Annotated in this window: 18 protein-coding genes; 10 read left to right on the top strand and 8 right to left on the bottom strand. The window is 73.0% G+C overall.

Annotated elements, in window-relative coordinates:
- Positions 1–5 precede the first annotated feature (5 nt).
- Both AB1207_RS12850 and AB1207_RS12845 read right to left on the bottom strand, forming a co-directional pair.
- Complete coding sequence (locus tag AB1207_RS12850) at positions 6–464, bottom strand: DUF3237 family protein (protein ID WP_367638771.1); 459 nt, start codon at positions 462–464, stop codon at positions 6–8.
- Positions 461–2,074 (bottom strand): acyl-CoA synthetase, encoded by a 1,614-nt coding sequence (locus AB1207_RS12845; RefSeq protein WP_367638770.1) that lies wholly within the window; start codon positions 2,072–2,074, stop codon positions 461–463. Before AB1207_RS12845 ends, AB1207_RS12850 begins: the two co-directional genes overlap by 4 nt.
- 121 nt (positions 2,075–2,195) lie before the next feature.
- Between AB1207_RS12845 and AB1207_RS12840 the strand changes: the two genes are divergently transcribed.
- Genes AB1207_RS12840 through AB1207_RS12830 form a run of 3 tightly spaced genes read left to right on the top strand, consistent with a single transcriptional unit; the run spans position 2,196 to position 5,190 of the window.
- Positions 2,196–3,044 carry an IclR family transcriptional regulator gene (locus AB1207_RS12840; protein ID WP_367638769.1) on the top strand — a complete coding sequence of 283 codons (849 nt, stop codon included), beginning with the start codon at positions 2,196–2,198 and terminating at the stop codon, positions 3,042–3,044.
- Between the two features lie 14 nt (positions 3,045–3,058).
- The gene (locus AB1207_RS12835) at positions 3,059–4,186 is read left to right on the top strand and encodes an aromatic ring-hydroxylating dioxygenase subunit alpha (RefSeq protein ID WP_367638768.1); all 1,128 of its coding nucleotides are present in this window, start codon (positions 3,059–3,061) and stop codon (positions 4,184–4,186) included.
- Positions 4,183–5,190 carry a PDR/VanB family oxidoreductase gene (locus AB1207_RS12830; protein WP_367638767.1) on the top strand — a complete coding sequence of 336 codons (1,008 nt, stop codon included), beginning with the start codon at positions 4,183–4,185 and terminating at the stop codon, positions 5,188–5,190. Before AB1207_RS12835 ends, AB1207_RS12830 begins: the two co-directional genes overlap by 4 nt.
- 25 nt (positions 5,191–5,215) lie before the next feature.
- On the opposite strand, the gene AB1207_RS12825 is transcribed toward AB1207_RS12830, so the two are convergent.
- Both AB1207_RS12825 and AB1207_RS12820 read right to left on the bottom strand, forming a co-directional pair.
- Positions 5,216–6,763 carry a methyl-accepting chemotaxis protein gene (locus tag AB1207_RS12825; protein ID WP_367638766.1) on the bottom strand — a complete coding sequence of 516 codons (1,548 nt, stop codon included), beginning with the start codon at positions 6,761–6,763 and terminating at the stop codon, positions 5,216–5,218.
- 91 nt (positions 6,764–6,854) lie between these two features.
- Positions 6,855–8,192: a M20/M25/M40 family metallo-hydrolase gene (locus tag AB1207_RS12820; protein WP_367638765.1), complete on the bottom strand. Its 1,338-nt coding sequence runs from the start codon at positions 8,190–8,192 to the stop codon at positions 6,855–6,857.
- Positions 8,193–8,225: 33 nt separating this feature from the next.
- On the opposite strand from AB1207_RS12820, the gene AB1207_RS12815 reads away from it, so the two are divergent.
- From AB1207_RS12815 to AB1207_RS12790, 6 genes are all read left to right on the top strand, one after another.
- Positions 8,226–8,882 carry a GntR family transcriptional regulator gene (locus AB1207_RS12815; RefSeq protein ID WP_367638764.1) on the top strand — a complete coding sequence of 219 codons (657 nt, stop codon included), beginning with the start codon at positions 8,226–8,228 and terminating at the stop codon, positions 8,880–8,882.
- A gap of 154 nt (positions 8,883–9,036) precedes the next feature.
- Positions 9,037–9,960, top strand: coding sequence for a sugar phosphate isomerase/epimerase family protein (locus AB1207_RS12810; RefSeq protein WP_437178936.1), 924 nt, complete (start codon positions 9,037–9,039; stop codon positions 9,958–9,960).
- 22 nt (positions 9,961–9,982) lie between these two features.
- Positions 9,983–11,692 carry a dihydroxyacetone kinase family protein gene (locus AB1207_RS12805; RefSeq protein ID WP_367638762.1) on the top strand — a complete coding sequence of 570 codons (1,710 nt, stop codon included), beginning with the start codon at positions 9,983–9,985 and terminating at the stop codon, positions 11,690–11,692.
- 13 nt (positions 11,693–11,705) lie between these two features.
- Complete coding sequence (locus tag AB1207_RS12800; RefSeq protein ID WP_367638761.1) at positions 11,706–12,206, top strand: ribose-5-phosphate isomerase; 501 nt, start codon at positions 11,706–11,708, stop codon at positions 12,204–12,206.
- Between the two features lie 33 nt (positions 12,207–12,239).
- Entirely contained in the window at positions 12,240–13,013 is a 774-nt protein-coding gene (locus AB1207_RS12795; RefSeq protein WP_367638760.1) for a triose-phosphate isomerase family protein, read from the top strand.
- 9 nt (positions 13,014–13,022) lie between these two features.
- Positions 13,023–13,997: a 3-hydroxyacyl-CoA dehydrogenase family protein gene (locus tag AB1207_RS12790; protein WP_367638759.1), complete on the top strand. Its 975-nt coding sequence runs from the start codon at positions 13,023–13,025 to the stop codon at positions 13,995–13,997.
- 19 nt (positions 13,998–14,016) lie between these two features.
- Here AB1207_RS12790 and AB1207_RS12785 read toward each other — a convergent pair whose 3' ends face one another.
- The 3 genes from AB1207_RS12785 to AB1207_RS12775 all read right to left on the bottom strand — a co-directional run bounded on the left by AB1207_RS12785 (position 14,017) and on the right by AB1207_RS12775 (position 18,292).
- Positions 14,017–14,454, bottom strand: a complete 438-nt coding sequence (locus AB1207_RS12785; protein WP_367638758.1) for a VOC family protein — start codon at positions 14,452–14,454, stop codon at positions 14,017–14,019.
- A 44-nt stretch (positions 14,455–14,498) separates the two neighbouring features.
- Positions 14,499–16,079 (bottom strand): methyl-accepting chemotaxis protein, encoded by a 1,581-nt coding sequence (locus AB1207_RS12780; RefSeq protein ID WP_367638757.1) that lies wholly within the window; start codon positions 16,077–16,079, stop codon positions 14,499–14,501.
- Positions 16,080–16,336: 257 nt separating this feature from the next.
- Complete coding sequence (locus AB1207_RS12775; RefSeq protein WP_367638756.1) at positions 16,337–18,292, bottom strand: alpha-amylase family protein; 1,956 nt, start codon at positions 18,290–18,292, stop codon at positions 16,337–16,339.
- A gap of 122 nt (positions 18,293–18,414) precedes the next feature.
- Between AB1207_RS12775 and AB1207_RS12770 the strand changes: the two genes are divergently transcribed.
- Complete coding sequence (locus AB1207_RS12770; protein ID WP_367638755.1) at positions 18,415–19,182, top strand: alpha/beta hydrolase family protein; 768 nt, start codon at positions 18,415–18,417, stop codon at positions 19,180–19,182.
- Here the strand turns inward: AB1207_RS12770 and AB1207_RS12765 are convergent.
- A complete protein-coding gene (locus AB1207_RS12765; protein ID WP_367638754.1) occupies positions 19,163–19,825 on the bottom strand; it encodes a hypothetical protein in 663 nt (220 codons plus the stop codon). The genes AB1207_RS12770 and AB1207_RS12765 overlap by 20 nt on opposite strands.
- Between the last annotated feature and the right edge of the window lie 40 nt (positions 19,826–19,865).

Raw genomic sequence — 19,865 nt, 5'->3', positions numbered from 1 at the left:
GGTGCTCAGAGGACGGTGAAGACCTGGACGTCGACCCGCCGGGGGTGCCGGCGGGCGTCGGCGACGAACACGCGGCCGCAGACCCACGCCCAGTCGGGCGCCGCGCTCGACAGTCGCGGGGTGCAGCGGAAGTACACCCGGTCGGCGTCGACGACCTCGCCGCGCGCCAGGGCCGCCATGTCCTGCGGCGATCCGCTGCGCACGCCGCGGTTGTGCACCGAGAGGCGGTCACCGGCCGAGGTCTCCACGACGTACTGCGCGTCGAGGAGGGCGAACCCGGGGGTCAGCACCTGGTGGTCGGCACCACCGGGCAGGACGCGACCGGTCAACCCGCCGGGTCCGTCGAGGGTGCCCCCGACGATGGGGACCATGCGGCGGTGCCCGTCGGGGGCGGGGCCGAGGTCGACGGGGTCGCCGACCTCGATGCGCAGGGTGAACAGTTCCTCCAGGCCCGGGGCGCTCACCGGGGCACGACCTGCTGCGCGGGTGGCTGGGCGGCGAGGAGGGCGGCGACGTCGTCCGCGGCCCGCTTGCGCAGGTCGACGCGGCGGATCTTGCCGGTGCCGCCCATGGGCAGTTCCTCGACGCAGAACACCCACCGGGGCACCTTGTAGGCCGCGATCCGGGTGCGCAACTGCTCGCGCAGCTCGTCAGGGTCGAGCGTGACGCCCTCCAGGGCCGTCACGTAGGCGGCGCCCACCTCGCCCCAGCGGTCGTCCGCGACGGCGACCAGGGCCGTCGTCGCGACCCCCGGCAGGCTGGCGATGACGGCCTCCACCTCAGCGGGGTAGACGTTCTCGCCGCCGGAGATGAACAGGTCCTTCAGCCGGTCCACGACCCGGACGCGGCCCTCGTCGTCGACGTCCACGACGTCACCGGTCCGGTACCAGTCCCCCGCCTCGCCGGTGAAGGCGTCGGCGCTGTCCTGGGGGCGTCCCCAGTACCCCGCGAAGACGTTCGGGCCGCGCACGAGCAGTTCCGAGGGGGTCGTGGAGGGGTCCAGCGGCACGGGCCGTCCGTCGGAGCCGACGGCGGCGACGTCGACGAAGAAGTGCGGCGCTCCCACCGACGTCGGCCGGGGGACACCGTCGGCCGGGGTCTCCATGAACACGCCGGGGGCGGCCTCCGTCATGCCGTAGCCCTGCACGACCTCGACGCCGCGCTCGCGCCAGGCGGCGGCGACGCGCTCCAGGACGGCCGAGCCTCCGTAGACGACGGTGTGCAGGGACGACAGGTCCGCCTCCGGCCAGGAGGGGTGGTCCACCATCATCTGCAGCATCGTCGGGACGCAGGCGAAGCTCGACGCGCGGAACTCCTCGACGGTGCGCAACAGGCCGGCGGCGTCGAACCGCGGCAGGACCTCGACCCGCCCCCCCTTGAGCAGCGTCGGCAGCGTGATCTGCCCCAGCCCCACCGCGTGGAAGATCGGCGCCGTGCACAGGGCCCGCTCCCGGCGCGAGACGTCGACGTGGGTGAGCTGGTTCAGCGTGTTCCACGTGAGGTTCCCGTGGGTCAGCACGGCGCCCTTGGGTCGGCCGGTCGTCCCGGAGGTGTAGAGGAGGACGGCGGGGTCCTCGAGGGAGGCGCAGGCGACCGCCGGAGCGGAGTCCGCCCCCAGCAGCACCTCCTCCAGCGGAGCCGACGCGACCCCCGGCACCTCGACGATCGACAACACGGCCCGCAGCGGCACGTCCTCGGCGATGACCGCGGCGGCGACGGCGTCCACCCCCGGCCCGACGACGAGGACCTCGGACCCGGAGTCGCGCAGCGCGAACGCCAGCTCGCGGGCGACGAGGCGGATGTTGAGGGGGACGAACAGGGCCCCCGCACGGCCGCAGGCGAAGAGCAGCTCCACGGCCGCGAGGTCGTTCAGACCCAGGTAGGCGACCCGGTCACCGCGCTGCACGCCCAGGGCCGCCAGACCACCGGCCAGCCGGTCGGTGCGCACCGCGAGCTCGCGGTAGCTGCGCGTCCGGCCCGCCTGGCTGAGAGCCGTCGCGTCCGGGTCGATGCGGGCGCGGCGCGCAGGCCACGACCCCAGTCCACGGTCGAGCAGGGTGTCGAAGCCGTCCACGGGTGCTGCTCCTCGGTCCACGTCGTCGGGGTCGTCGGGGGGGTCCTGCCAAGTGTCCTGCCGCGGTCGGGGGACGACCACGGCTCGAGTGTGCAGATCGACAGGAACCCTGTCAATCCTGATGTGGACGGGGCATGCTGTCCGGGTGACCCTCACGTCGCGCACCTTCGAGGTGCTCGCCGCCTTCACCCCCGCGCGCCGGTCTCAGCGGCTGGCCGACCTCGCGGCCGCCACCGGCCTGCCCCTGACCACCACCCACCGCATCGTGGGTGACCTGCTGCGCTGCGGCGCCCTCGAGCGCGGTCCCGACGGCACGCTGCACGTCGGCCTGCGCCTGTGGGAGATCGGCTCGCTGGCCCCCCGCGGCAACGCCCTGCGCGACGCAGCCCTCCCCTTCCTCGAGGACCTCTACGTCGCCACGCGGGAGAACGTCCAGCTGGCCGTCCGCGAGGGCCTGGAGAGCGTCTTCGTCGAACGCCTCACCGGCCGCGACGCCGTCACCGTCATGACCCGGGTGGGCACCCGCTTCCCCCTGGCCTCCACCGGCGTCGGCCGGGCGCTATTGGCCCACGCCCCCGCGGACGTCCAGGAGGCCGCCCTCGCCCTGCCCGTCCGACGCTGGACCCCGCACACCGTCACCGACCCGGCCCGGCTGCGCGCCGCGCTCGCCGAGGTCCGCCGCACCGGGGTCGCCGTCAGCGACCGCGAGGTCACCCCCGACGCCGTGTCCGTCGCCGCCCCGGTCCGCGGCCCCGACGGCGACGTCGTCGCCGCCGTCTCGCTCGTCGTCCACAGCGGCGCCGCCTCCCCCGTCGCCCTCGGGCCCGCCGTCCGCGCCGCAGCCCTCGGCATCTCCCGGACGCTGGGCGCGCCGCCTTCCGCTGTGCGGAATCAGCTCTGGCGGGACACCGCCACCGCGCCGGAAGGTGCGGAGCGCGAGCCACCGGCTCCCACCGCACCGCCGCGATGAACCAGGAGGACCCCGTGACCGAGCTCGACGTCCCCGGGCGCGTGACCGCCAAGATCTTCCCGTACCCGCTGAACGCCTGGTACGCCGCCGCCTGGGACCACGAGGTCACCGCCAAGGCCCCCGTGGCCCGCACCGTCGCCGGCCGGCCCCTGGCCCTCTACCGCACCCAGGACGGACGCCCCGTCGCCCTCGACGACGCCTGCTGGCACCGGCTCGCCCCCCTGTCCCAGGGCAAGCTCGTCGGCCGCGACGGCATCCAGTGCCCCTACCACGGCCTGCAGTACAACGCCGCCGGCCGCTGCACCTCGATGCCCGCCCAGCCCACCGTCAACCCCAGCGCCCTCGTCACCTCCCACCCCGTCGTCGAGCGCTACCGCTACGTCTGGGTCTGGCCCGGCGACCCCCTGCTCGCCGACGCCGACACCATCCCCGACATGCACCAGATGGACTCCCCCGAGTGGGCCGGCGACGGCCTCACCATCGAAGCGCCCTGCAACTACCAGCTCATCCTCGACAACCTCATGGACCTCACCCACGAGGAGTTCGTCCACGGCTCCAGCATCGGCCAGGCCGAACTGTCCGAGAGCGAGTTCACCACCCGCCACGAGGACGACGGCAGCGTCACCGTCACCCGCTGGATGCGCGACGTCGAACCCCCGCCCTTCTGGCTCAAGAACATGCGCGACAAGTTCCCCGGCTTCTCCGGCCGCGTCGACCGCTGGCAGATCATCCACTACTACGCGCCCTCGACCATCTGCATCGACGTCGGGGTCGCCGAAGCCGGCACCGGAGCCCCCGAGGGCGACCGCTCCCGCGGCGTCAACGGCTACGTCATGAACACCATCACCCCGGAGACCGACACCACGTCGCACTACTTCTGGGCGTTCATGCGCAACTACCGCCTCGAGAGCCAGCTCATCACCACCCAGCTGCGCGAAGGCGTCCACGGCGTCTTCGCCGAGGACGAGGCCATGCTCGTCGCCCAGCAGCGCGCGATCGACGCGAACCCCGACAAGGTGTTCTACAGCCTCACCATCGACGCCGGCGGCATGTGGGTGCGCCGCATCCTCGACCGGATGCTCGCCGCCGAGGGCCGCTCCCTGCCCGTCCCCAGCAGCACCCCCTCGCAGGTCACCTCGTGAACGCCCGCACCTTCCACGACGCCCGCGTCGTGGAGACCGCCGACGTCGCCACCGGCATCCGCCGCGTCGTGCTCGAACCCCCCGCCGGCGCTCGCCGTCGCGCCGACCCCGGCACCCACCTCGACGTCCGCGTCGAGGTCCCCGACGGTGACCGTGGCGTGCGGCCCGAGGTCCGCTCCTACTCCGTCGTCGACTCCAGCCCCGACGGTTCGCGCCTCGCCCTCACCGTGCACCTGTCGCCGACCAGCCGCGGCGGCTCCGCCCACGTGCACGGCCTGCGCCCCGGGGACGTGCTGCGCTGCACCGGTCCCTTGCAGAACTTCCCCGTGCGCATCGGCGCCGAGCGCTACCTGCTGATCGCCGGTGGCGTCGGGATCACGGCGCTCGCGGCCGCGGCCCGGACCCTCACGCGCCTCGGCGCCCACGTGGACCTCGTCTACGCGGGCCGTTCCCGCGACCGCATGCCCTACCTCGCGGACCTGCAGGCCGAACTGGGCGAGCGGGTCCAGCCGGCGGTCTCCGACGAGGGCACCCGCCTCGACGTCGACGCGCTGCTCGCCCGCACGGCACGACAGGCCCCCGGCACCGAGGCCTACGTGTGCGGTCCGCTGGCCCTGCTCGACGCCGTGACCCACGCCTGGCGACGGCACGGCCTGCCGTCCACCGCGCTGCGGTACGAGACGTTCGGCAGTTCCGGACGGCACGCGGCGCAGGCGTTCCGCGTGCAGCTGCCCGCCCTCGGCATCGAGACGGTCGTCGACCCCGGCAGCACGGTGCTGGAGTCGTTGCAGCGCAGCGGGGCCGACCTCATGTACGACTGCCTCAAGGGCGAGTGCGGGCTGTGCGTCCTGCCCGTCCGCCGGGTCGACGGCGTCGTGGACCACCGGGACGTCTACCTGTCGGAGGACCAGCAGGCCGACGGGGGCTCCGTCTGCGTCTGCGTCTCCCGGGTGGCCGCCGGACCGGAGGGGCGCGAACCCCTCCTGGTCCTCGACCTGCCCTGACCGCCGCGCCCGACGTGCGGGCGGCTCAGAAGCGGAAGCGGCCCACCAGCGTCTGCAGCTGCGAGGAGATCCCCGCCACCTCCTGAGCGGCCTGCTGCGCGTACTCGACGGTCTGCACCGTGGTGCGCGTCGCGTCCGACACCTCGCGGACGCCGCCGTCCACCCGGTCGGCGCCGGCGGCGGCCTCGGCGATCGACCGGGCGATCTCCGACGTCGTCGCCGTCTGCTCCTCGACCGCCGAGGCGATCGTCGTCTGCAGGTCGTTGATGCGGGAGATGACCTCGGCGATCGACCCGATGGCCGAGACCGCGCCCGTCGTGTCGTCCTGGATCGCCTGCACCTGACGGGAGATGTCCTCGGTGGCGCGCGCGGTCTGCTGCGCCAGCTCCTTGACCTCCCCGGCCACGACGGCGAAGCCCTTGCCCATCTCCCCGGCGCGCGCGGCCTCGATGGTCGCGTTGAGGGCCAGCAGGTTCGTCTGCTCGGCGATGGCCGTGATGACCTTGACGACCGAGCCGATCTGGGCGGAGGACTCCCCGAGTCGGGAGACGGTCGCGGTGGTGTCGTCGGCGACCTGGACCGCCTGCGCCGCGACGCCGGTGGCGTCGGCGGCAGAGGAGGAGATCTCGCGGATCGCGCTGCCCATCTCGTCGGCCCCGGCTCCGATGGCCTGCAGGTTCGTCGCGACCGACGCGACGTCACCGGCGACGAGCTCGACGCTGCGGCCGGTGCGCTGGGACGCCGACCCCGCCTCGACGCTGCGGTCGGCGAGGGCCGCCGAGGTGCGGCCGAGCGTGCCCGCCCCGTCCGCGACCGAGGAGATGTCGACGCGCAGCTGCGCCAGGGCGCGGTCCAGGGCCGCGGCGGCCCGACCCAGCTCGTCGGAGTTCTGCACACCGCTGGTGGCCGTGAGGTCGCCGCGCTCGAGGGCCTGGGCGACGTCGACGATGGCCTGGGCGTCGGAGCGGATGCGGCGGACCGTCAGCGTGACGACGCCGGCCGAGACGCCGAAGCCCACCGTCAGCAGTCCCAGGGTCAGCACCAGCGCCCGCTGCGCCTGCGACCGGCCCTCGGCGACGGCGGCCGTGACCGCGGCGTCGGCACTGTCGCTGAGCGTCGTGATGTCCTTCGCGAACCCGGCCTGCGCCGTGTTGTACGCCTGGTTGGCGGCGGCCGCCGACGCCTCGTCCTTGGCTGCGAGGATCTGCTGCCCCGCCGCCTCTCCGGCCTGGTACTGCGTGCGCAGGTCCTCGACGAGCCCCTTCTCCGACGCGGGGACCAGCGTGGCGAGCTTCGTGATGCTCGAGGTCACCTCCGCGCGACGCTTGTCCAGTTCGGGGGCGACACGCGGACCCTGACCGGGCACGAAGGCACCGCTGAGCGCGAGCGTGGCGATGTCGCTGCTGGCGAGCTCGATGGCGCGCACCGTGCTCTGCCGCTGCAACGGCCCCGTGGAGAGCTGGTCGATGTCCTGCGACACCGACCGCGTCGCCAGCACTCCACACGTACCGGTGGCGACGGCCACCACGGCCAACGACGCTGCGGCCCCCACGATCCGGGTGGTCAACGACACGGTGAACAGCTCCCCTCGTCAGAACTCCGACGGGAGACCATCGGCACCGGAGGGGACGCGCTTGAGTCGTCTCAGACCACCGGGCGACCGCCTAGCAGGTCGCCACGAACCGCCGCAGCACGCGCACCCCGAACTCGAGGGCGTCCACCGGGACCCTCTCGTCGACACCGTGGAACATGCCCGCGAAGTCCATGCCCGCCGGCAGCCGCAGCGGCGCGAACCCGTAGCCCCGGATGCCGAGGTGGGAGAACGACTTGTTGTCGGTCCCGCCGGAGAGGCAGTACGGCAGGACCTTCGCGCCGGGGTCCTCGGCCTCCAGCGCCGACCGCATCCGGTCCACGAGCGGGGCCGCGAACTCCGTCTCGAGGGCGACCGACTCGTTGACGACCTCGACGTCGACGCGGTCACCGGCCAGCTCCCGGATCGTCGCCATGAGTTCCTCTTGGCGCCCGGGCAGGAACCGGGTGTCGACGAGCGCGGTCGCCGTGCCGGGGATGACGTTGTGCTTGTACCCGGCCTCGAGGACCGTGGGGTTCGCCGTGTTCTGCAGCGTGGCGCCGACCCACCGGGCCGTCGTCCCGAGGGTGGCCAGCAGCGCCGACGGGTCGTCCTCGTCGAAGGCGACACCGGTGATCTCCGAGACGCCCTGCAGGAACTGCCGGACGGTGGCCGTGTACTCCAGCGGCCAGGTGTGGCCCCCGATGCGCGTGACGGCCGCGCACAACCGGGTGACGGCGTTGTCCGTCCCCACCTGCGACCCGTGGCCGGCGCGGCCGTGCGCGACGAGGCGCAACCAGGCCAGGCCCTTCTCCGCCGTCTGCAGGAGGTACGTGCGCTGGCCGTCGAGGTCGACGGAGAAACCCCCGACCTCGCTGACCGCCTCGGTGACGCCCTCGAACAGGTCGGCACGGTTCTCCACGAGCCACTGCGCGCCCTGGGTCCCGGCGGCCTCCTCGTCGGCGAGGAACGCGAACACGAGGTCGCGCGGCGGGCGCGTCCCGGCGCGGGTCGTCTCACGCAGGACGGCGAGCAGCATCGCGTCCATGTCCTTCATGTCCACGGCGCCGCGACCCCACAGGCAGCCGTCGGCGACCTCGCCCGCGAACGGGTCGACCTTCCAGTCCGCGGCCCGGGCGGGCACGACGTCGAGGTGACCGTGCAGCAGGAGCGCACCCCGCTCGGCCGTGCCGCGCTCGTCCCCCGGCACCCGCACCACGACGTTGCCGCGGCCGTGGAACCCCTCGACGTACTGGGGCTGCAACCCGACCTCGTGGAGCAGTTCGGCGACGTGCTCGGCGGCGACGCGTTCGCCGGGACCGGAACCGTCGCCGTAGTTCGACGTGTCGATGCGGATGAGGTCGCGGCAGAGGTCGAGGACCTCGTCCTCCGCGGAGGGGGTGCCCTGCGAGGTGCTGGTGTCGGCGCTCACCCCCGCAACCGTAGCCGGTAGCGTCCCGGTCCCATGGACGACTGGTCGGTGACGACTCCCCGCGGGCTCACGGACACCGTGCACGACGCGATCCTCGAACTCCTCATGAACCGCGGGCTCGAACCCGGCTCGGCACTGCGCACCCAGACCCTCGCCGACCGCCTCGGCGTGTCGGCCACCCCCGTCCGCGAGGCCCTGGCCCGGCTCGAGGGTTCCGGTCTCGTCGTGCGCAGCGCGCGCCGCGGGTACCGGGCGGCCCCCCTGCTGTCGAGCGAGGAGCTGGGCCAGCTCGTCGACGTCCGCCTGCTGGTCGAACCCGGCAACGCCGAGCGGGCCTGCGCCCGGACCGACGACGCCTTCGTGGCCCGGCTGTGGGCGGCGGTCGAGGAGCAGCGCGAGGCCCCCACGGGCCCGGGGTACTCGGGCTTCAAGCACTACCTGGAGGCCGACTGGTCCTTCCACGAGCTGCTGGCCGAGGGGACGGCCAACCCCTTCATCGTGCGGACCCTGGACTCCTTCCGCGGCTTCGTGCAGCGCCTGCACCAGGACGAGGACCGGGTCAGCGACGCCCACGAGAGCGTGGCCGAGCACGAGGCCATCGTCCGCGCCTTCGAGCGGCGGGACCCGGCCGCCGCCGCGGCGGCCATGCGCGTCCACCTCGAGCGCGTGCTCGAACGCGCGGTCGGGTGACACGTCCGGCCGGGCACTCGCCAAGCTCCATGATTTTCTATAGAATCCGTGTCACGACGACCTCAGGAGTGAGAACGTGAGCGACGACGCCACCCGCGTGTTCGACGGCTTCCCGGCCGTGCTGACCCGTCAGAACTGGCCGATCACGGTGCCGATGATGCCCCACCCGCACGTCCTGCCGGACGGTTCGACGGTGCAGGAGCAGTCGGCCGAGGGCTGGGCGCAGACCTTCGAGGTCATGACGGACGCCGGGTACACGTGCATCGACCCGACGGACACCTGGATCCGCATCGCGGACCTGTCCCCGGAGCGTCAGCAGGAGTTCGCCCGCACCGTGCGCGCCTCGGGTCTGCAGATCCCGGCGTTCTCCACCTCGCGCCGCTCGGTCATGGACCACGAGAAGGCCGACGAGAACCTGGCCTACTCCCACCGCGCCATCGACGCGTGCGCCGCCATCGGCATCCCGGTCGTGAACTTCGGCTTCATGCGCGGGTTCACCCCGGCGCAGGCCAAGGCCCTGTGGTTCTGGCTCGAGCCCGGCTACGCCGACGACTTCAGCGACGACGTCCGCGCCGTGGCGGTGGGCAAGATCAAGGAACTCGCGAAGCACGCCCAGGAGGTGGGCGTGCAGATCGCGCTGGAGATGTACGAGGACACCTACCTCGGCACCGCCGACCGCATGGTCCAGTTCGTCCAGGACGTCGGCTACGACAACGTCGGCCTCAACCCCGACTTCGGCAACATCCTGCGTCTGCACCGCGAGGTGGAGCCGTGGGAGGAGATCGCCGCCAAGACGTTCCCGTACACGAACTACTGGCACCTCAAGAACTACTACCGCGACGAGGAACCCTCGACCGGTTCGGTGCGCACCCACCCGGCTCCCCTGGAGTTCGGGACGATCAACTACCGCAAGGCCATCGCGATGGCCCTCGACGCCGGTTTCCGCGGCGCGTTCTGCGTGGAACACTACGGCGGCGACAGCATCAGCGTGGGTGCGACGAACCGCGAGTACATCCGCCGCGTGCTGCCCAAGGCGACCCCGTTCCAGCCGTTCAGCAGCGGCGCTGCGAAGCACTGAGCGATCGAAGGAGACCGTCCAGATGACCAAGATCTTCGGTGACCCCGCGGAGTTCGTCGACGAGTCCGTCGCCGGTTTCGTGGACCTGTACTCCCACTACGTCCAGCCCGTCCCGCACGGGGTGATCCGCTCCACCGCCACCCCCGAGGGCAAGGTCGCCGTCATCGCCGGCGGCGGCTCGGGCCACTACCCCGCCTTCGCCGGCTACGTCGGCCCGGGACTTGCCGACGGCGCCGTGTGCGGCAACGTCTTCGCCTCCCCCTCCACCCGCTGGGTCTACGACGTCGCCAAGGCCGCCCACCGCGGCGGCGGGGTCCTGCTCGGCTTCGGCAACTACGCCGGGGACATCCTCAACTTCGGCCTGGCCGCCGAACGCCTGCGCGCCGAGGGGATTCCCGCCGAACTGCTCGTCGTCACCGACGACGTCGCCAGTGAGGGCCAGGGCGCCAACGGAGAGCGCCGCGGCATAGCCGGTGACGTCGTCGCCTTCAAGATCGCCGGCGCGGCCGCCGAAGCCGGCTACGGCTTCGAGGACGTCGTCCGGGTCGCCCGTCACGCCAACGACGTCACCCGCTCCATGGGCATCGCGTTCGCCGGCTGCACCCTGCCGGGTGAGACGGAACCCCTGTTCACGGTGACGCCCGGGAACATGGCCATCGGCCTCGGCATCCACGGCGAACCCGGCATCTCCGAGGAACCCATCGGCACCCCCACCGAGATCGCCACCCTGCTGGTGGAGAAGGTCCTCGCCGGGAAGCCGGAGTCGGCGCCCGACTCGGGCCGGGTCGCGGTCCTCGTCAACGGCCTCGGGGCGACGAAGTACGAGGAGCTGTTCCTGCTCTACGTGCCCATCGCGAAGCAGCTGCGCGCGGCGGGCTACGAGATCGTGGCTCCGCAGGTCGGCGAACTCGTCACCAGCCTGGACATGGCGGGTTGCTCGCTGACCGTCACGTGGTTGGACGAGGAGCTCGAAAAGCTCTGGACCGACCCGGCGCAGTGCCCGGCCCTGTCCGTGGGCGCGACCATCGAGACCACCCCGGCTCCGACCTACGTCGTCCCCGAGGACGAGGTCGCCGACTACACCGGCACCCCCGCCGAGGCGGCCGAGTCCGGGCAGAAGATCGCGGGGCTCATCGAGGCCGTCCGCGACGTGCTCAAGGACGCAGAGGCCGAACTGGGCCGCATCGACGCCATCGCCGGGGACGGTGACCACGGCACCGGCATGGTCAACGGCTCCGTCGCGGCCGCTCAGGCCGCCCGCACCGCGGCGGACGCCGGCGCAGGTGCCGGGTCCACGCTGTCGGCCGCGGGTGCCGCCTGGGCGGACCGCGCGGGCGGGACCTCCGGAGTGATCTGGGGGGTGCTGCTGCACGCGTTCGCCGAGAAGCTGGGCGACGAGGGCAAGCCGTCGGCCGAGCAGGTCTCCGAGGGCGCCACCGCTTCGGTGGAGGCCGTCATGCGTCTCGCCGGGGCGCGGGTCGGCAACAAGACGATGCTCGACTCCCAGGTCCCGTTCGCGGAGACCCTGGCCGAGCGGATCGCCGCCGGTGATGACCTCAAGACGGCGTTCACCACCGCCGCCCAGGCCGCCACGCAGGCCGCGGAGGCGACCAAGGACCTGCGCCCGCAGATCGGCCGGGCCCGGCCGCTGGCCGAACGGTCCCTGGGCCACCCCGACGCCGGCGCCGTCTCGCTGGCGCTGGTGACCCGCACCGTCGCCGACAAGCTCTGAGGAGGAGAAGGACATGACTGATCTGCAGTGGCGCGTCGTCCTGGGCGCCGACGAGGCCGGTGTCTCGTACAAGGACGCGATCAAGGCCGACCTGCTGGAGGACCCCCGGGTCAAGGAGGTCATCGACGTCGGCGTGAACGCCGACACGGACAAGACCGCCTACCCGCACGTGGCCGTCGCCGCGGCCCGCAAGATCGCCGCGGGTGAGGCCGACCGCGGGATCCTCGTGTGCGGGACGGGCATGGGCGTGGCCATCGCGGCCAACAAGGTGCCGGGCATCCGCGCCTCGGTCGCCCACGACTCCTTCTCGGTGGAGCGGCTGGTGCTGTCCAACGACGGCCAGGTCCTGACGCTGGGCGAGCGGGTCATCGGCAAGGAGCTGGCGCGGCGGCTGGCCAAGGAGTTCCTCGGCTACGTCTTCGACACCTCCAGCGCCTCGGCCGCCAAGGTCGACGCCATCACGGGGTACGAGACGGGCGCGTCGGACGAGGCGGGTAGCGTCCCTTCCTGCTGAGACCTGCCCCTCGAGACCGGAGCCCTGCGCACCATGACGACCCGCCCCCGCCCGCTCGTCGGGGTCAGCCTGAAGATGTACTTCTCGCTGGCCCGGACGCGGAGCTACCTCGCCGACGTGGCGGCCCTCGGTCCGGTGGTGGCCGAGGCCGGGGTGGACGCCTTCGTGATCCCCGACTTCCTCACTGTGACCACGGGTCTGGACCTGCTGCGCGGGACGGGGATCGCCATCGGGGCCCAGGACGCGTCGTGGGAGGACTTCGGGGCTCTCACGGGTGAGGTGTCCCCCGCCGCGCTGCGCGAGGCGGGGGCCCGCTTCGTCGAGATCGGCCACGCGGAGCGGCGGCGGATGTTCGCCGAGGACGACATCGTCACGGCGCGCAAGGCGGCCGCCGCCGCTCGCAACGGTCTCGTCCCCCTGGTGTGCATCGGCGAGAACGTCCGCATCGACGTCGCCGACGCCGCCCGCACCACGATCAGCCAGGTCCTGGCCGCGCTCGAGGACGTCCCGTCCGAAGCCGAGGTCGCGATCGGCTACGAGCCCAACTGGGCGATCGGTCAGACCGAGCCCGCACCCCCGGAGCACGTGGTCGGGGTCACCACGCGCCTGCGCGACGCCCTGTCGCACCGCCGCGGCCTGACGCGCATCCTCTACGGCGGCAGCGCCGGCCCGGGCATGTTCACCGACGTCGCCGAGGGGGTCGACGGCCTGTTCCTCGGCCGCTTCGCCCACGACGTCGCCAACTTCCAGGCCGTGATCGAGGAGATCGCGGCCCACCCGCTCAACCGAGCGGACGACCACTCCTAGGAGAGTTCCGTGCCCACTGCACCCCGCACCGACAAGATCACCAAGGTCGCCCAGATCGGCACCGGCTACATGGGCGGCGGCATCGCCCAGTCCCTCGCCCTCGCCGGCAACGACGTGTGGCTCGCGGACGCCGACAAGGAGTCCACGCAGCGCAACTACGAGCGTCTGCTGAAGGAGTCCGAGCTCTTCGAGGCGCAGGGCCTGTTCGCGCAGGGCAGCACCGAGGTGCTGAAGCAGAAGTTCCACCCCGCGGACTCCATCGAGGAGGCCGTCGCCGACGTGCACTTCGTCGAGGAGGCCGTCTTCGAGGACCCGACGGTCAAGAAGGACGTCCTCTCGCGCGTCGAGAAGGCCGTGACCCCGGGCACGATCATCGGGACGAACACCTCCACCATCCCCGTCAAGGTGCTGGCCGAGGCGTTCGAGGACGCGTCGCTGTTCCTCACGGTGCACTTCTCCAACCCGGCGCCGTTCATCCCCGGTGTCGAGCTCGTCACCGGCGAGGCGACCGACCCGGCCGTCCTGCCGCTCATCGACGACCTGCTGACGCGTGCGGGACGCCGGGGCGCCCAGGTCAAGGACGTCCCCGGTTTCGTCCTCAACCGCCTGCAGTACGTCCTGCTGAAGGAGGCCATGTCGGTCGTGGACGAGGGTGTCGCCACCCCCGCCGACGTCGACACGATCGTCTCCACGACCTTCGGGTTCCGCCTGCCCTTCTTCGGCCCGTTCGCGATCGCCGACATGGCCGGCCTCGACGTCTACGCCAAGGGTTTCAAGGTCCTCGAGGGCCACTTCGGTGAGCGCCTCTCGGCGCCGGCGAACCTGACCGCGCTCGTCGAGCAGGGCAAGTTCGGGACGAAGACGGGCTCGGGGTTCCTCGAGCTCGACCCCGAGAAGCTCGCCGCCCTCATCGACTACCGCAACAAGGCGTACAAGAAGATGCAGGAACTGCTCGACGAGCTCGGCCCGTCGCCGCTGGCCTGATCCTCCCCACCTGCCGGGCTCAGTCCAGGCAGAACTCGTTCCCCTCGGGGTCGGCCAGCACGACGTGGCCGGCCCCGAAGGGTGGTTCCGGGGAGTGTCGCTCCAGGACCCGGGCCCCCAGCGCCACCAGCCGTTCCGCCTCCGCGGCGAGGGCGGCCATCCGCTCCTCCCCCTGCGCCCCCGGAGCCGCCCGCACGTCGAGGTGCACGCGGTTCTTGCCGGCCTTGTCCTCCGGGACGCGCTGGAAGTACAGGCGGGGGCCGCGGCCCTCGGGGTCCACGACCGCCCACGCCTCCTCCCACCGCTCCTGCGGGACGCCCCACGCGGCGAGGGCCTCCTCCCACGTCCCGTGCGGAGCCGGGGGCGGCATGTCCACGTAGCCGAGGACCTCGCCCCAGAACCGGCCCAGCCGCCGGGGGTCGGCCGCGTCGAAGGTGACCTGGACGTCGCGCGTCATGCCCCCGCATCCTGCCGTGCGGGAGTGGCCGGGGGAAGGCGCCCTCAGTAGCGGAAGCGCCCCACGACGGCCTTGAGCCGGTCGGCCATCCCGGCCAGGTCCTCGGAGGCCTCGCGGGTCGACCGGACGCCGGCCCCCGTCTCGGAGACCGCGGAGGCGACGTCGTGGACGACGGCCGCGATCTGCGCGGACCCGTCCGCTGCCTCGGTCACGCTGCGGGACATCTCCCGCGTCGTCGCGGACTGCTCCTCGACCGCGGCGGCGATGGTGGTCTGGAACGCGTTGATGCGCGAGATGATCTCGCTGATCTGGGCGATGGCGTCGACGGCGCGGGCGGTGTCCTGCTGGATCGTCTGGACCCGCCCGGTGATGTCGCCGGTCGCGGTCGCGGTCTCCTGGGCGAGGTCCTTGACCTCCGAGGCCACGACCGCGAACCCCTTGCCCGCGTCGCCGGCCCGCGCGGCCTCGATGGTCGCGTTGAGCGCCAGGAGGTTCGTCTGGGCGGCGATGGCCGTGATGGTCTGCACGACGTCGGAGATGCCTCGCGAGGACTCCCCCAGCGCCTCGACCGTCCGCGTCGTGGCGTCGGCCAGCGCGACGGCCTCCGCCGCCACCCCCGCCGCCTGCGTGGTGTTCAGCGAGATCTCCTCGATGGAGACCCCCATCTCCTCGGCGCCGGCGGCCACCGACTGCACGTTCGCCGAGGTCTGGCCCGCGGCCGCGGCCATGGAGGCGACCTGGCCGCTCACGGCCTCCGCCGACGCCTCGATCCGGCCGGCGGTGCCGTGCAGGCCCTGCGTCGCGGTCGTCACGGCGTCGGCGGCCTGCGCGGTCTCGCGGACCGTCTCCTGCACCTTGACCACGAACCGGTTGAACCCGGCCGCGGTGTCGGCGAACTCGTCGCGACGGTCCTCGGCGAGGCGCTGGGTCAGGTCGCCGTCGCCGTCGGCGATGTCGGCCAGGCGGGAGTTCAGGGCGCGCAGCGGCGTGAGGACGCTGCGGGTCACGAGCAGACCGATGACGACGAAGGCGACGAGCCCCACGGCGGTGCCGCCGACCACGGTGCGCTCGATCGTGGTGTGCGCACGCTCGGACGCCGCGGCGCGGACCGTGAGCAGGGACTCCTCCTCACCGCGCAGCTGGCCCGTCAGAGCACGGATCTGGTCCATGACGGCCTTGCCCGCGTTGGTGAGGACGACGGCCTGGGCGGCCTCGAAACCCTTCTCGCGGCGCAGGTCGATGGTCTGCTGCATCTCCGCGACCTTCTGCTGCACCAGCGGGCGCAGCTGGGCGATGCGCTGCTGCTGCGCGGGGTTGTCCGCCGTGAGGCGGGCGACCTCGTCGAGGTGACCGTTCACCGCCTGGGTCGCCGCGGTGAACGGGGCGAGGTAGTCGTCCGCGCCGGTGATGACGAAACCCCGCTGGCCGGTCTCGGCGTCCTTCAGGTCGGCCGTGACGGTGTCCACGGCGGTGAGCACCGCGTAGGTGTGGTTGACGGCGGCCTCGTTCTCGGCGAGCTGGCCGGAACTGCGGAAGGAGATCCCACCGACCACCGTGAGCAGGACGGCGGCGAGGGCGAAACCCGCTGCCAGTCGCTTCCCGATGGTCCACCGCAGTCGCGTCATCCGTCCGACCTCCTCCGCCCGGCTCCGCCGGACCGTCGCGGTCCCCGGTGCTCGAGGACGGAAGCGCGACTCCACCCCTTCGACACGCGGGAACAGCGTGCTTGACGTTCCGCAGGGTGGAACCGCCCGTGCGGGTGCGACCGTCGGAGTGACGTTCCCCGTGCGCACCGACGGGTTCCGTGGTGCAGGGCGCGCTCCCGAGTTCCCCTCTCCCTCCGGGTCCTGGCTTCCGGGACAGGGGAACTCGGGACACCGCCTCAGACGTCGGAGGCGACCAGCCAGACCGCCTGCCACGGCGCGAGCCACACGTCGCCGTCGCCGCCGCGGGGCACCGGCCCTCCGGTCAGCGCGTCCTGCGCCTGCGTCAGCCCCAGACCTTCCAGGCGGAACCCCGGCCAGGACCGCCAGCCCTCGGTCACGTTGCACAGGGAGAGGAGGTTCCCCTCGGGGTGGCGGTGCAGGACGGCCAGCACCCCGGGGTCGGACATCTCGAGCACCTCGGCGGCCACCGAGGCGTGCAGGTGCGGCAGGGAGGCCCGCACCCTCGCCAGGTGGCGGAAGCCGCTCAGGACGCGGCCGGGCACCGTCGACGGGTCCGCCGCCGCGGACAGTTCCCGGTCGTCGAACCAGGGCCGGTGCACCCAGCGGTTGTCCGCGGCCTGCTCAGGGACGGCGGCCCAGGCCGGGTCGCCGTCCAGGGCGAGTTCGTCGCCCATCCAGACCACGGGGATCCCGCCCCAGCCCATGACGACGGTGTGGGCCAGCAGGAGGCGCGCGACCGCGCCGTCGACGGCGGCTTCGTCCACGGTGCCGTCCGGGCCGCCCGCCCGGGCCGCCGTCAACCCCACGAGGGCTGCGGCCGACCCGCTGATCCTCCGGTCGCCGGTGGCGGGGTTCTCCTGGAACACCAGTCCGCGCGCGGTCGACCCGGGGAACGTCCCGGAGTACCAGTCGGACAGGAACCGCCGGTGCTCGTGACCCGAGAGCCCCACGGCCGCTGCGTCGGCGTCGGAGACGGCCCAGCCGATGTCGTCGTGGCAGCGGACGTAGGTGATCCACGCCGTCGAGGCCGGGACCGGGGGGAGGGACCGCAGGGCGTGGGTGGCCAGCGTGACGTCCTGCGCGGCCAGCATCGACCAGATCTGCACCATGAGGGTGTTGTGGTAGGCGAGGTCGCTGACCCGACCGTGGTGCCGTCCCCGGCCCAGGTAGTGCACCAGGTCGTCGGGGGCGACGATCGCCTCGGCCTTCAACAGGACTGCGGGACAGGCGATGCGGGTCACCGCACGGAGGACCTGCGTCAGGCTGTGGACCTCGGGCTGGTTCTGGCAGTTCGTCCCCAGCCGCTTCCAGATGAACGCGATGGCGTCCAGCCGCAGCACGTCCACCCCGAGGTTGGCCAGGAAGAGGACGATCTCGGTGTACTCGAGCAGCACGTCGGGGTTGGACCAGTCGACGTCCCACTGGAAGGAGTTGAACGTCGTCCACACCCAGGCGTCGAGCCCGTCGTCCCAGCTGAAGTTCCCCGGGGCGAAGTCGGGGAACACCTCCGGCAACGTGCGCTCGTAGGCGTCGGGCACCGCTCGGTCGGGGTGGACGTGGAAGTACCGCCGGTAGCGCTCGTCCCCGGCGCGGGCCGCCTGCGCCCACGCGTGCTCGCGGGCCACGTGGTTCAGGACGAGGTCCAGCACGAGGCTGATGCCGCGCTTGTGCAACGAGGTCGCGAGGTCGGCCAGGTCCTCGACCGTCCCCAGGTCCGCCCGCACGTCGCGGTAGTCGGCGACGGCGTACCCACCGTCGCTGTCGCCCTCGCGCGGCCGCAGGACGGGCATGAGGTGCAGGTACCCCACCCCCAGGTCCTCGAGGTGGTCCAACCGGTCCCGCACCCCGGCCAGGGTCCCGCCGAAGCGCTCGGTGTAGGCCGCGTAGCCCACCAGCGCCGGGTCCTGGAACCAGTCCGGACGCAAGGTCCGCTCCTGGTCCAGCCGGTGCAGGGCCTCGTCGCGGGCGGCGTAGGCCGTGGCCGCCGCGCGCAGCAACCGCTCCCCCGCCGTGGCGGCGACGTCGGAGGGGTAGACGTCGGCGAGGCCGGCGGCGAGGTCCGGCCACCACCGCGCCACGCGCAGCGCGAAGGTCTCGCGCCGCAGCGGTTCCAGCCCGGCGAGCAGGTCCTCCGGGACGGGCGGTGGGGGCTGGCTCCGGTGGTGGTGCACATGTCCTCCTCGTCGTGCGGTCGCTCAACTCTGCCGTGCCGGGTGGGGCGACCACCAGTGCCCTCCCGCCGTGGCGGGCCGACGACCCCACCGGCTGCGCCCGGGCCACTAGGGTCGTCGGCATGGCTGACGCGGTGTCCTTCACGAGTTCGACGGGGCAGCGACTGGCCGGCCTGCTCGACGTCCCCGCCGGGCCGGTCCGGGGGTGGGGCATCTTCGCCCACGGGTTCACCCTGGGGAAGGACTCCCCGGCCGCCGCGCGCATCTGCAAGGGGCTCGCCGAGGAGGGCATCGGCATGCTCCGGTTCGACAACCTCGGGCTGGGCCAGTCCGAGGGCGACTGGGGCGACGGGTCCTTCACGCACAAGGTCGACGACACCGTGCTCGCGGCCGGTTTCATGGCCGAGCGCGGAACTCCCGCAGCCCTGCTCGTGGGGCACTCCTTCGGCGGCGCAGCGGTTCTCGCGGCCGCTGGCCGGGTGCCCGGTCTGCAGGCGGTCGTCAGCGTCGGCGCCCCGAGCGAACCCCGGCACGTCGAGCACAACTACGACGCGCTCGTGGACCGCGTCATGGCCGACGGGCACGCCGAGTGGCTCGTCGGCGGCCGCGCGCTCACCCTCAAGCGCGCCTTCGTCGAGGACGTCCGCGACGCCGACCTCAAGCAGCACGTGCGCCGGCTCACGGTCCCTCTGCTCGTCATGCACTCCCCCACCGACTCCACCGTCAGCGTCGAGAACGCCAGCGCGATCTTCAAGGCGGCCCCGCACCCGCGCAGCTTCGTCTCGCTGGAGGGGTCCGACCACCTGCTCACCGCGCGTGGTCAGGCCCGGCGCGCGGCCCGCATCATCAGCGCCTGGGCCGACCAGTACCTCACGGCGCTGGAGGCCTGACCGTCGCGGGTCCGAGTCCGAACCGCTCGGCGACGTCCTCGACGAGCGCGCCGAGCGGGCGCCCGCCGTCGACCGGCACCACCGCCTGCGGTGCCCGGTCGGCGAGATCCGCGCCCAGGCGCGCGGTGAAGAGCGCATCGCGCGCCAGGAGGTTGGCCAGGGCCCGGGGCGGGTCGCTCGTGCGTCCGGCGACGTCGCCCTCGGAGCCGCGTCCGCGGAACGCCCGACGCCGGAAGTCCGGCGTCGGCAGCAGCCACAGCGCCCGGCCGGCGGCCGCCCCGGTCAGGGGCAGCACCAGACCCGGCAGGAGCCGGAACCCCTCGGCCACGACGATCCGGTCCGCCGGCCGTTCCAGCAGGTCCGCCACGAGGAGGTCGAAGCCCTCCCCGGCGAACCAGTGGAAGGTGTCCAGCATCTCGGCCGGGTCGCGCAGCACCCACCGCTCGTCCATCGACATCGCGAGGAACCGGTGCAGCAGCGGAGCCCGCCCCGGGGCGAGCCGGCGCGCGTGGTCGGCCATCGCGGCGTCCGTGTCGTAGACGTCCACCCCGTGGCGCCGGGCCAGCTCGCGGGCGACCGTCGACTTCGCCGCACCCGAGCCCCCGCCGAGCCACCGCACGTGCGCCAGGCGACCGGTGTCCACGGAGCGCACGCTAACCCTGAACCGCGCGGTCGTCCGTCTC

Origin of the sequence: Kineococcus endophyticus, from assembly GCF_040796495.1 — a bacterium.
Taxonomy (GTDB): Bacteria; Actinomycetota; Actinomycetes; order Actinomycetales; family Kineococcaceae; genus Kineococcus; species Kineococcus endophyticus.
Note: the sequence above shows the minus strand (reverse complement) of the source record. Positions and strands in the feature narration are given on the sequence as shown.

What these genes read in the sequence shown, in the direction of transcription:
- AB1207_RS12840 (WP_367638769.1), top strand. Translation starts at nt 2,196, where the DNA reads ATGTGGACGGGGCATGCTGTCCGGGTGACCCTCACGTCGCGCACCTTC.
- AB1207_RS12815 (WP_367638764.1), top strand. Translation starts at nt 8,226, where the DNA reads ATGGACGACTGGTCGGTGACGACTCCCCGCGGGCTCACGGACACCGTG.
- AB1207_RS12810 (WP_437178936.1), top strand. Translation starts at nt 9,037, where the DNA reads ATGATGCCCCACCCGCACGTCCTGCCGGACGGTTCGACGGTGCAGGAG.
- AB1207_RS12805 (WP_367638762.1), top strand. Translation starts at nt 9,983, where the DNA reads ATGACCAAGATCTTCGGTGACCCCGCGGAGTTCGTCGACGAGTCCGTC.
- AB1207_RS12800 (WP_367638761.1), top strand. Translation starts at nt 11,706, where the DNA reads ATGACTGATCTGCAGTGGCGCGTCGTCCTGGGCGCCGACGAGGCCGGT.
- AB1207_RS12795 (WP_367638760.1), top strand. Translation starts at nt 12,240, where the DNA reads ATGACGACCCGCCCCCGCCCGCTCGTCGGGGTCAGCCTGAAGATGTAC.
- AB1207_RS12785 (WP_367638758.1), bottom strand. Translation starts at nt 14,454, where the DNA reads ATGACGCGCGACGTCCAGGTCACCTTCGACGCGGCCGACCCCCGGCGG.
- AB1207_RS12780 (WP_367638757.1), bottom strand. Translation starts at nt 16,079, where the DNA reads ATGACGCGACTGCGGTGGACCATCGGGAAGCGACTGGCAGCGGGTTTC.
- AB1207_RS12770 (WP_367638755.1), top strand. Translation starts at nt 18,415, where the DNA reads ATGGCTGACGCGGTGTCCTTCACGAGTTCGACGGGGCAGCGACTGGCC.